14 protein-coding genes and 1 pseudogene are annotated in these 10728 nt (G+C 35.7%); 10 read left to right on the top strand and 5 right to left on the bottom strand.

Annotation, left to right across the window (positions count from 1 at the left end):
• The first annotated feature begins 30 nt into the window (after positions 1 to 30).
• The 4 genes from COD11_RS20790 to COD11_RS20775 all read left to right on the top strand — a co-directional run bounded on the left by COD11_RS20790 (position 31) and on the right by COD11_RS20775 (position 2421).
• Positions 31 to 504: a VOC family protein gene (locus COD11_RS20790; protein ID WP_098798805.1), complete on the top strand. Its 474-nt coding sequence runs from the start codon at positions 31 to 33 to the stop codon at positions 502 to 504.
• 12 nt (positions 505 to 516) lie between these two features.
• Complete coding sequence (locus tag COD11_RS20785; RefSeq protein WP_098798804.1) at positions 517 to 993, top strand: VOC family protein; 477 nt, start codon at positions 517 to 519, stop codon at positions 991 to 993.
• Positions 994 to 1003: 10 nt separating this feature from the next.
• Entirely contained in the window at positions 1004 to 1705 is a 702-nt protein-coding gene (locus COD11_RS20780) for an SDR family oxidoreductase (RefSeq protein WP_098798802.1), read from the top strand.
• Between the two features lie 65 nt (positions 1706 to 1770).
• Positions 1771 to 2421, top strand: coding sequence for a ThuA domain-containing protein (locus tag COD11_RS20775; RefSeq protein WP_098798800.1), 651 nt, complete (start codon positions 1771 to 1773; stop codon positions 2419 to 2421).
• Positions 2422 to 2466: 45 nt separating this feature from the next.
• On the opposite strand, the gene COD11_RS20770 is transcribed toward COD11_RS20775, so the two are convergent.
• Entirely contained in the window at positions 2467 to 3213 is a 747-nt protein-coding gene (locus tag COD11_RS20770) for a hypothetical protein (protein WP_098798798.1), read from the bottom strand.
• Between the two features lie 235 nt (positions 3214 to 3448).
• Here COD11_RS20770 and COD11_RS20765 point away from each other — a divergent pair, with 235 nt between their 5' ends.
• Positions 3449 to 3775 carry a YnfA family protein gene (locus COD11_RS20765; RefSeq protein ID WP_098798796.1) on the top strand — a complete coding sequence of 109 codons (327 nt, stop codon included), beginning with the start codon at positions 3449 to 3451 and terminating at the stop codon, positions 3773 to 3775.
• A 323-nt stretch (positions 3776 to 4098) separates the two neighbouring features.
• Here the strand turns inward: COD11_RS20765 and COD11_RS20760 are convergent, their stop codons facing one another.
• The 3 genes from COD11_RS20760 to COD11_RS20750 form a co-directional block, all read right to left on the bottom strand.
• Positions 4099 to 4821 carry a ZIP family metal transporter gene (locus COD11_RS20760; protein ID WP_098798795.1) on the bottom strand — a complete coding sequence of 241 codons (723 nt, stop codon included), beginning with the start codon at positions 4819 to 4821 and terminating at the stop codon, positions 4099 to 4101.
• A gap of 388 nt (positions 4822 to 5209) precedes the next feature.
• Positions 5210 to 5698, bottom strand: a complete 489-nt coding sequence (locus COD11_RS20755) for a hypothetical protein (protein WP_098798793.1) — start codon at positions 5696 to 5698, stop codon at positions 5210 to 5212.
• An 18-nt stretch (positions 5699 to 5716) separates the two neighbouring features.
• Entirely contained in the window at positions 5717 to 6220 is a 504-nt protein-coding gene (locus COD11_RS20750; protein ID WP_098798792.1) for a staygreen family protein, read from the bottom strand.
• A gap of 268 nt (positions 6221 to 6488) precedes the next feature.
• Between COD11_RS20750 and COD11_RS20745 the strand changes: the two genes are divergently transcribed.
• The 4 genes from COD11_RS20745 to COD11_RS20730 all read left to right on the top strand — a co-directional run bounded on the left by COD11_RS20745 (position 6489) and on the right by COD11_RS20730 (position 8824).
• Positions 6489 to 7001, top strand: coding sequence for a hypothetical protein (locus tag COD11_RS20745; protein ID WP_255301660.1), 513 nt, complete (start codon positions 6489 to 6491; stop codon positions 6999 to 7001).
• Positions 7002 to 7034: 33 nt separating this feature from the next.
• Complete coding sequence (locus tag COD11_RS20740) at positions 7035 to 7307, top strand: hypothetical protein (RefSeq protein ID WP_098798807.1); 273 nt, start codon at positions 7035 to 7037, stop codon at positions 7305 to 7307.
• A gap of 159 nt (positions 7308 to 7466) precedes the next feature.
• Positions 7467 to 7910 carry a MarR family winged helix-turn-helix transcriptional regulator gene (locus COD11_RS20735; RefSeq protein ID WP_098798790.1) on the top strand — a complete coding sequence of 148 codons (444 nt, stop codon included), beginning with the start codon at positions 7467 to 7469 and terminating at the stop codon, positions 7908 to 7910.
• A gap of 23 nt (positions 7911 to 7933) precedes the next feature.
• Complete coding sequence (locus tag COD11_RS20730; protein ID WP_098798789.1) at positions 7934 to 8824, top strand: GNAT family N-acetyltransferase; 891 nt, start codon at positions 7934 to 7936, stop codon at positions 8822 to 8824.
• Positions 8825 to 8908: 84 nt separating this feature from the next.
• Here COD11_RS20730 and COD11_RS20725 read toward each other — a convergent pair.
• Positions 8909 to 9627: pseudogene (locus tag COD11_RS20725) on the bottom strand (SDR family oxidoreductase).
• Positions 9628 to 9952: 325 nt separating this feature from the next.
• Here COD11_RS20725 and COD11_RS20720 point away from each other — a divergent pair.
• Entirely contained in the window at positions 9953 to 10660 is a 708-nt protein-coding gene (locus COD11_RS20720; RefSeq protein WP_098798788.1) for a DNA alkylation repair protein, read from the top strand.
• Positions 10661 to 10728 lie beyond the last annotated feature (68 nt).

Below are 10728 nucleotides of genomic sequence, written 5' to 3'. Positions count from 1 at the left end.
ATCAACATTTATAGAGGGAGAGGAAAAAGTATGCCAAATCAAACTCAATCTCAAAATGGTGTGTTAGGTACAAATGTAATCGCTCAAATTGGTATTTTAGTTCATGATATAGAAACGGTTTCACAGGCTTATGCGGATTTCTTTGGAGTTGAAAAGCCGCAATGGAATTGGACCGATTCAGTTGATAAGGCTCAAACAGAATTCGAAGGAGCAACTTCTGAAGCACGTTCAAAGCTGGCATTTTTTGATATGGGATCACTTCAGTTAGAATTAATAGAACCAGATCATCATCCGAGCACGTGGAGAAATCACCTGAATGAACATGGAGAAGGACCACATCATATTGCGTTTGTGATTGATGGAATGAAAGAAAAAGTAGCGGTAATGGAAGGAAAAAATATGCCTCTTGTACAAAAAGGGGAATATACAGGTGGGCGCTATGCGTATATGGACACGTTCAAGGATTTAAAGATTATGCTCGAGCTTCTTGAAAATGATAAATAGGAGGAAGAGATCTTGAATAAAATAGAAAACAACAATCTGATGAAAATTGGCTTAGTCGTTGATGATATTCATGCTGCTGCAAAAAACTTTTCCAAATTATTTGGTGTTGAAATGCCCAAGATTATGCTACCACCTGAGGAATATAGTCCTGACCCAACAGGTGAAACTTACACCGTGTTTCGGGGGGAACATGTTCCAGCACGTGTAAAATTGGCAAATCTTCAAATGGGTCCTGTTACAGTCGAGCTTTTAGAGCCACTTGACGAAGTAAGTCCTTATACAGAGTTTAAGCAAAAACATGGGCAAGGTGTTCAATTTATTACGTTTACGGTTAATGGATTTGAAGAACACATAAATTTTGTAGAAGATAAGGGTGTTCCTTTAGTACATAAAGGAGAATATGGAGTTGGTCGTTATTGCTTCTTCGACTCGGTTCCACAGCTTGGTGTCATGTTGGGACTGCAAGAATTAGGAAGAAAACCAGTATAAGGAGGCTTTTATGAAATTATTCATCACAGGTGCTAACCGTGGGTTAGGTCTGGCACTTACAACAGAAGCGGTAAAGAGGGGACACACTGTTTTTGCTGGTGTAAGAAATCCGCAGAAACAAAGTGATGCCCTCAGCCATCTAAGCTCTCTTTTCCCAAATAAAATCGAGATCCTTCAACTTGATGTTGCGGAGGAATCAACCTGTCAAGCAGCAGCGGAAAAGTTCAAAGCAGATAACATCTCGCTCGATGTGATCATCAACAATGCAGGAATTTTAGATGAGCGTTCAAAAACAATTGAAGAAATTGATATTGAAAAGGTGGAGCAAACCTTCAATATAAACCTTTTTGGACCGATGCGTGTGGTTAAGTACTTCTTACCGCTTCTCTACAAAGAGTCAGATTCAACCGTGATTAACATTTCATCTGAAGCGGGAAGTTTTCAAAATGCTTATGGTGGGGATTATCCTTATGCCCTTTCAAAAAGCGCATTAAACATGTTTTCCGAGCAGCTTAGAAATTATTTAAAAGATGACGAGGTTTCTGTGTATGCGGTTCATCCTGGCTGGATCAAAACAGATATGGGTGGAGATAAGGCTCCAGGTACACCGGAGGAATCGGCACATGGTATTATGGATATTATTGAAAGAAAAACGAAAATCATTCATAACTCTTCTTTTATTACCATTAAAGGAGAGGCAATGCCACAATAAAAAATTGACCCTCAAACACTGTTTGGGGGTTAAAAAATGATAGGGATTTTATAGGAGGGATTCGTATGAAAAGAATTGTTGCACTTTTAGGTGATTACTATCACCCTAAGGAATGGAGTATCTCTGCCTTAAATAAGGCGTTAACATTACTAAATAAAGAAGAAAATATAGAATGTAAGATCATTCAAACGAGTCAGATACAAGAAGAATTGTCAAAAAAACCAGACGCGGTGATTTTATTTAAGGAAGATCGACTCAATCCAACCGACGAAAACGTTGAAACATGGATGACAGAAGATGTAGCAGAAGCCATTGCTCAATATGTTAACCAGGGAGTCGGATGGTTAGCCTGGCATTCAGGACTTGCTTCTTATTCCATTGAAAGTAGCTATACGAAAATGTTAAAAGGACATTTTGAATATCATCCTGTTAAACATGCTCAAGTAAAATATACTAGTTTAGAAGGAAATGATTTGTTTGGTCCTGTGTCATTTGAAATCCTAGATGAACATTATTTTGTAAAAGTAGACGAAGAGAATACAAATGTCTTTTTAAAATCACAATCAGTAGATGGCAACTCAATTGCAGGCTGGTCTCATCATTATGGTGAAGGTCGAGTATGCTGTCTTACACCTGCTCATAACGAAGAAGGGCTGGTACATGAAGACTTTATTAGAATTCTTGCAAGTACGATTGAATGGGTAAGTGGGACGTAGGGACAGGTGAACTGTCCCATTTTTATTATATAGAAAGGATGAGCATCATTTAACTGTCTTTTCTTCTAGTTCCATTTGCCTCTGCACTCGATACTTACGATTCAACTCTTTATCTTCAAATCTAACATGATAGATATTTCGTTTAATAAAAACATATCGATAAAAGCTTTTCGCCATAAAGAAAGTAAAAAAGTAAGCAAATGTCCAGCAAAAAAACAGAGACAGTATACCTAGTGGGAAAAGCGGATATGGCCCTGATAAAAGAACAAAAAGAGCGAAAACAACACCTGGGGTAAACATAGAAACATAATCCTGCCAGTAAGGAAATCTAACTTTACGAAATTTTAGCGAAGAGTATTTTTTATGCTCTCTCATACTAAATAGATAAATGGAGAAAAAATAGAAAAATATCATAAAAACAAAATAAAGCGGTGATGTGATACCGATGGAAAAATGTGAAACCATCATTAAGAAAAAATTGATAAAAGATCCAATGAAACCTAAAAAGCCAAAGTAGAGAAGACATTCAATTTGCGTCTGTTTATATTTTTTTATGAGTAGTCGAATCGCCCAAATATGTATTGCACCTAGAATTACAAGAGCTGGATACAAAAATACGGGGTATTTAAATGTTGTTAATAGTAAATTAAAACAAATTGGCACATCAAGCATTAAAAGTGTGACAAGGGCAATATAGTGTTTAACTGAATACATCCCCATATTAAGATCCAAACCTTCTAGAATATGATCTGGTAAACTACTTCTCTTTTGATTTTTGTCTATTATGAGCATGAAAGGGTAGACCTCCATTAGTGCTTATTAATTAAAGCTTTTTTCAAGAGATTAAGAAAACGAATGTGAAACAGATTGGAGCGGCTAACATTATTATTTTATAGCTGTTTGCCGTTATAAAGTCAAATAGTGGTAAGCTAAGAAAAGCACATTTCTTGTGGAAGGTGCTTTTTATTTTTTGAATTTTAGGTAAGAGCTATATAAATAATTTAAGAATTAGTAAGGAGTGTTAAAAATGATTAGTGCAATATTGCTGTTTATCCTAGCAGGAATTGCTGAAATTGGTGGAGGGTATTTAATCTGGTTGTGGTTAAGAGAGGGTAAGCCCTTTTACTGGGGATTAGGTGGAGGACTAGCTCTGGCTTTATACGGTGTTATTGCAACCTTTCAATCCTTCCCATCATTCGGAAGAGTGTATGCAGCATATGGAGGTGTGTTTATTTTTCTATCTGTCCTATGGGGGTGGGGAATTGATAAAAAAACACCAGATGTCTATGATTGGGTTGGTGCGGGGATATGTTTAATAGGAGTTTCCGTGATGTTACTTGCACCACGTCATTAATATTAACGTATGCAGAAAATCCCCTCAAAAGAAGGTAACTCTCTAAATTAACCTAATAAAATGTGTAAGTTTTCCGTATCTGAATAATATGATGATAAAAAAGAAATAGCAAAGTGAGGGAAAGAGCAACTATTAAAATTTTAGTAACAGGAAAAAAGCCTACAAATATACGTACATATATTGAGGATTTTAAAGAAAGTTGGATCTAGTAGGATGCTATTTGAAACCTGTGATAATATAAATTCAAATAAGAGCATTCCTTGTACTAAGGATGCTCTTTCCTTTTGCTTAAATTCTATTTGTATAGTAAAACTTATTTGAACCTACCTGAAAAATTCAGTCAAACAAATCATCGTAATAAATCCAAGAATAAAGGTAATAGTTGACGCTCTTTCATTACCATCTCCATGACTTTCCGGAATTAATTCCTTGTAAACTACAAATAGCATAGAACCTGCTGCAAACGCTAATCCATATGGGACAACAGGTTGAAAGAATTCACCAAATAAATAGCCGAACATCCCCGCAAATAACTCTATTAATCCGGTCACAGCAGAAAACAAAATAGCCTTCAGCCGATTTATTCCCTGTGTAACCAAGAATAAAGTCACTAAAAAACCTTCAGGAATGTTTTGTAATCCTATTGCAAAGGCAACTAAAGATCCTACCTCAAGATTACTACTTACATTAGATATTCCAACAGATAGCCCTTCAGGAAAATTATGAATCGACATAGCGATCATAAATAATAACACATGAGCTTGTCCTACGGGATGTTTAGAGTGATCTAAATCAGTGTGTGGAATTACACTTTCTATTAAAGTAAGAACAAAGGTACCTATTAAGATACCAATCACTAAAGTCGTAATATCTGAGAGCTTTATAGCAGATGGAATTAACCCATATGATGAAGCGGCAACCATGATCCCAGCCGTAAAAGCTAATGTCACATCTTTTCCTTTGTGTGAAAGGTTTTTAATAAACAAAACTGGGAGAGCTCCAATGCTTGTACAAATGGAAGAAACAACGATAGGCAAAAGGGACATAGATCATCCTCCGATAAGGTAATTGATATATAGTATGACTGCACTTAGAGAAAAATGTTATTTACTGTAAAAGGTCAGTTCAAAAAAGCCTTTTTATGGAAAATAAGTAGCACCAACACCATGTCAACATATAAAGTGAAAAAGGGACAGGTGAACTGTCCCACTTTTAACCAACATACAATTTTGTTTTAAATACCATATCAAACTCCACAAAAACCGATAACGAAGAAAAATACTATTGCCAAAAAATAGCGTTGATTCTATTTCTATTCTATCCATTTTTATTATTAACATCTTATATTGGAGATTGAAGGTTAAAATAATAAATTATTGATGTTTAATATTTGAGCGGGGAGAGCATCGTTCTTTTTATTGCTTTTTTAGTAGATTAACACCAAACGACTATCCTATAAGGTGATGTCTGAGCCGGGATACTTTTTGTAGCAGGTCCATAGATTACAATTAGATTTCGGTTTCCAGGGTTTTTTGAAAAAGGTTGCCCGTTCGGTAATAGGATTTGTGTATACGGAGATAGATTTAGTTTTAATTGTCCATCACGACTTTCAAACTCACTATTAAAATAGTCTACTTTCACTTGCTGATAAGGAGTTTCTTTTACCATAACAAGTGCACGATATTGTGGAGGGTAAATAAAAGGTACTGGTGCGTTTCCATCATAATAACCGGTTACTCTGTCTCCTATATTCAAGATGACATAATCAACAATGTAAGTAGAGGGTGAAACAACGAAATTTGCGATGGAACCAAGATCATCTTGTATTGTAATTAATTTATAACAACCTTCTTCACCAGTTTGACCTGTTATAAAGTCACTAATCATTGTAATAGTTCCGTGAAATGAGTAAAAATTGATCACGTTCAGTCCTCCTGTCATTTAAAATTGAAAGTTTAACCTATGATCGTGTTTAATTGATTGGATTTTATTTAAATAGATTCTGGGATTCCCGTAATAAAGAATCTGCCGATATTCCGGGTAATTTGATTCAAAGTAAATAAATATTGGTGCATCAAGTAAGGTAGGATAGTTTACAAAAAAGGAAAGATCACCATAAATGATTCCTTTTAAAGCTGTATTCATTTCTTTCTTGAAGATGTTAAATCGAACTTCTGCTATTTCTTTACTGAATTCTCCGCCATCTACATAAGCTTTTCCTATTAAGTTTAGTTGGTTTTGCTTTGATATTCTCCATTCTGCTAAAACTTCATCCCGCATCTTCGGGTTAATTATCTTTTCGTTGAAAATATAACCAACATCCAAAAATAATTCACCAGTAAGGTCAGAGTGAGTAAGTGTATATTTTCTTCCATCGATTGGCTTAAAAGAAGTAGCAGGAGGGATTACATCAACGAATAGCTTTTCTGGGTTAAAAGAAGGCATTGTTACACTCCTTACATTAAAGTATAAAAGTTAGATATGTCATTCGTTTATTGTTATGTGAAAAATGATGGATTGGACTGTGTATATGCCCATGAAATCTAGCGATGTGAGGGTCTGCTTCATCATGTATCGAGGTAGAAGTAAGTGTGGCTTATTTCTAAAAAAGATTCTAGTTTCTAGGTATTCACACAATTTTCCAAGTACAAGTTTATAGACGAATGTCCAATGAATAGGATGAAATTGAGAAAAATATCTAGGAGTGATCTTTTTGTATCCAACTCAAGAGCAGCTATATTGGCAGGGGATGTATGAACAGGATGATTGTTCATGTAATAGGCTCTATCAAGTAAGTGATTATCCATATACTACTTATGATGCAAGACAATTTATGCCAGGTTTTCCTAGTTCACCTCCTCCTTTCACAACTCCGGGGCAAGGAACACCCGGAGGGGCACCAATGTCACCACCAGGTTTAGGAACACCAGGAGGAGCACCAACATCACCACCTGGTCAAGGAGCACAAGCAGGACCACCAACATCACCACCGCCATCTTTTGTACCTCAACAAACACAGCAAGCACAAGCATTTGCGGTGGATCCAGGTAGTATTAGAAGATGTTTGTTTAGATTTACTTATGTATGGCTAAGCGGTAATCAACAATTTTGGTTTTATCCAATCTTTATTGGTCAACAATCCATTTCAGGGTACCGCTGGACCGGCTTTAGATGGGTATTTTTCGGAATAAGCTTAAGGCAAATTCAATCGTTTACTTGCGTGTAAGGACGGTAGAAGAAATGGAGGATAATGAACATGATGACAAATTACTATGCAGGCAATGACCAGTTATATCGAACAGATGAGAGATTTGGATTTGGGTTTGGAAGACCTGGTTTTGGATTTGGAAGACCCGGATTTGGGTTTGGTCGACCGTTTGGATTTGGATTTGGAAGACCAGGTTTCGGTTTCGGAGGACCATTTGGATTTGGGTTTGGATTTCCGTTCTTGACTGGTTTAGCAGCGGGAGCCTTGTTAGCACCTCGACCGTTATATTACCCACCATATCCTTTTGTTCCATATTATTGGTAATGTGTTGTAAAAGAGCTTTGTCTGAACGTAGGCAGAGCTCTTATTTTTTATTAACGTAAGTAAGTGGAAGTCCTCATGATACATACATATTGACACAAATATATTTTACGTTTATAAATAGTTTATATACATAAAGTGTTGTGGGGGTATCTTATTGCAATGGAACGTGAAATGTTTGTAAGAGAAGCATTTGAATTTCTCTCTAAGGTGAATTCAAAAATGGTCATGGAATTTAACTCCTTATTTAATCATGAAATTACACAAAAACAGCTATTAATTTTACAAACAGTTCGAAATGGTGAAAACATAACTATTAATGAAATCAGTCAACAAACCGGATTATCATTAAGTTCAGTTAGTCAACTTATTGGGAGACTTGAAAAAGAAAACTATTTAAAGAGGGAAGTAAATATCAACAATAGGAGAGAGGTTTTTGTAACTCTTGATAGTGAAGCGGATCTTTTATTTGAAAACTATAATAGAGTAGACAGCTATCTTATTGAGAAATATTATTCAGAATTTTCCCTAGAGGAAGTAAAGCAATTTAGGGATCTTGTAAAAAAACTTTACAATGTTATGGAGCAAAAAGGGGAAGGAAAATAGAGGTTGATGGGGAGAAATTGTAAATGGATACTTTAGAATTTATTTGTGATTACAAGGATAAAGATGACTTGAGACACAGCTTCAATGAATTAGCAAACAGCATTTTCGGTATTACTTTTGAAAGTTGGTATGCAAATGGGTTTTGGACAGAAAAGTATATTCCATTTTCATATACTGATGGAAATAAGGTGATTGCTAATGTTTCAGTTAATCTCATGAACATTCTAATAAATGGAGAAACAAAGCGAGGCATTCAGATAGGGACGGTTATGACTCATCCTGATTATCGCAATAAAGGACTTTCGAAAAAATTAATGAACAAGGTATTGGAAAAATATGAATATTCATATGATATCATGTATTTATTTGCAAATCATTCAGTATTGGACTTTTATCCGAAATTTGGGTTTAAAAGAATAGAGGAAACACAATTTATCTCTAACATCGTTGATTCACATCGTACTGATGTTAATGCTACTGGATTAACAAAGTTAAATGGAAATACTTTTAAAGACCTCCAATTTATCTATCAATTTGCTAAAAATCGATTGCCTATTTCAAATGAATTTGCAGCAATGAACACGGAAGAACTGCTATTATTCTACTGCCTAAATGCATTTCCAAATGATATTTATTATTTAGAAGAAGAACAGGTAATAGTTATTTTTAAAATAGTAGAAGAAGAAAATGAACTGCATATTTATGATGTGATTAGCCAAAAGGTAGTTGACCTATTAAAAATCGTAAAATGTATCTCACTGAAATCTACAGAGAACGTTTACTACCATTTCACTGTTGATGGTTTACATACAAATACAAAGACATTTAACGGAAGTGAAGTCTTATATATTCGTTGCGAAAAAGAAATAAATCTCCCTAAAGAACTAAAGCACCCTTTAACTTCACAAGCATAAGTGGGACAAAGGGACAGGTTTTCTGTCCCAGTCAAACAGAATCTCACTAGAAAAATGGGGAGTGGGATACTGAACCTGTCCCCGTTACTTTCCTGTAATATGTGAAGATAACTCAGAGGCCAAAAACGTCACTAGGTTAGCAACTTGTTCCGATTTCCCTGGACCATGTTCAAGTGGTTGATTTCCTTCAGGATAAATAATAGGAATTTCCACTTCTTTTACATCAGGGAAGTGGTGAATCGATTTTTGGATGTTTGTTTCAATTGCACCTGGACAAATCGCGTTAACTCGTATTTTATAAGATGCAAGCTCTAAGGCAGCCATTTTCATAAAAGCAAGTTGTCCTGCTTTTGACGTACTCTATAAGCGGTAAACCCAGCTTGAGAGAAAACACGACTTCCGCTTACAGAGCTTGTAATAATGATGCTACCACCATTTTCTTTCATATAAGGAATCGCATGTTTCACGGTAAGAAAAGTACCTTTTAGATTAGTGTTGATTGTGCGGTCCCAGTCATCCTCATTCATCGTCTCAATTGGAGCGAGTTCTCCAGCTATACCTGCATTGGCAAATAAAATATCCATATAACCCCAATGATCGTGCGCCGCCATCATTCCTTCTTTTATATCTTCTGATGAGTTAATATCACATTTTTTTGCTAGGGCCTTGCCACCAGCTTCATCAATTTGTTTCTTTACCTTATTTACATGTTCTACATTCACATCTAATAAACATACATTTGCACCTTCACTTACTAAACGAAACGCAGCTGCACCCCCCAATCCGGAACCTGCGCCAGTGATAACAGCTACGTTATTCTTTGTAAATTGAGTGGGACAATAAACCTGTCCCTATGTTTCTCATAATAATTGAAAGTTGTATAATGATTAGGAAATTAGTGAAACTGAACAATGGATCGTGATTACCAAAAAATGTGAAAGGAATCATTTTTTGTTTTGATAACTTTAAAACGGATGATAATCTTTAAAGATGTCAGCTTTATTATGTAGGAAAAGAAGTAAATGTTGGTGAATCTATAAAGGTGGAGTTTCTTTTAGAAAAAAGAAACTGAATTAAGAGTCGTCTAAAGTTATTATTATTTCATTTTACAATAGGAAGGGTGGAACAATGGATTTAGAAACGGTTTTGCAGAAGCTAGAAGCGCTCGGAACGGAACGAACTAAAAAAACTTACATAGGTAATGGGGCGAAAGAACCTCTTTTTGGTGTGCCTACAGGTAAAATGAAACCGCTCGCTAAAAAAATAAAGAAAAATCAGCCTTTAGCGAAGCAGTTATATGCTACAGGGAACTATGATGCCATGTATTTTGCAGGTGTTATTGCCGATCCCATGACAATGACTGCGGATGATTTTGAACGATGGATAAAAGACGCCTATTTTTATATGCTATCTGATTATGTGGTTGCCGTTACACTAGCTGAAACGGATCTTGCCCAAGAAGTTGCTGATAAATGGATTGCAAGCGGGGAAGAACTTAGAATGTCAGCAGGCTGGAGCTGTTACTGCTGGCTCTTAGGAAATCGTCCTGACTCTGAATTTAGCTCAGATAAGATTGTAAATATGCTTCATCAAGTGGAAAAAACAATCCATGATTCTCCTACTCGTACGAAGTCTTCCATGAGTAATTTTATTTACACTGTCGGGATTTCTTATTTGCCGCTACATGAAAAAGCAGTTGAAACCGCAAAGTCTGTTGGATCAGTTGAAATAAAGCGCGACAATAAAAAAAGCAGTGTTGTGAATGCATTTGATACTATTCAAAAGGAAATTGATAAAGGAAGAATAGGGTTTAAACGAAAATATGTAAGGTGTTAGTATACCAATCTATGGTTGCTAAAAATCATCAAAAACTGGTCACTTTTGTGGAGGCCACTGAAAATCTG

Origin of the sequence: Bacillus sp. AFS040349 (assembly GCF_002577655.1) — a bacterium.
Lineage (GTDB): Bacteria > Bacillota > Bacilli > Bacillales > Bacillaceae > Metabacillus.
The sequence above is the reverse complement of the archived record's forward strand: the minus strand, read 5'-3'. Positions and strand labels throughout refer to the sequence as shown.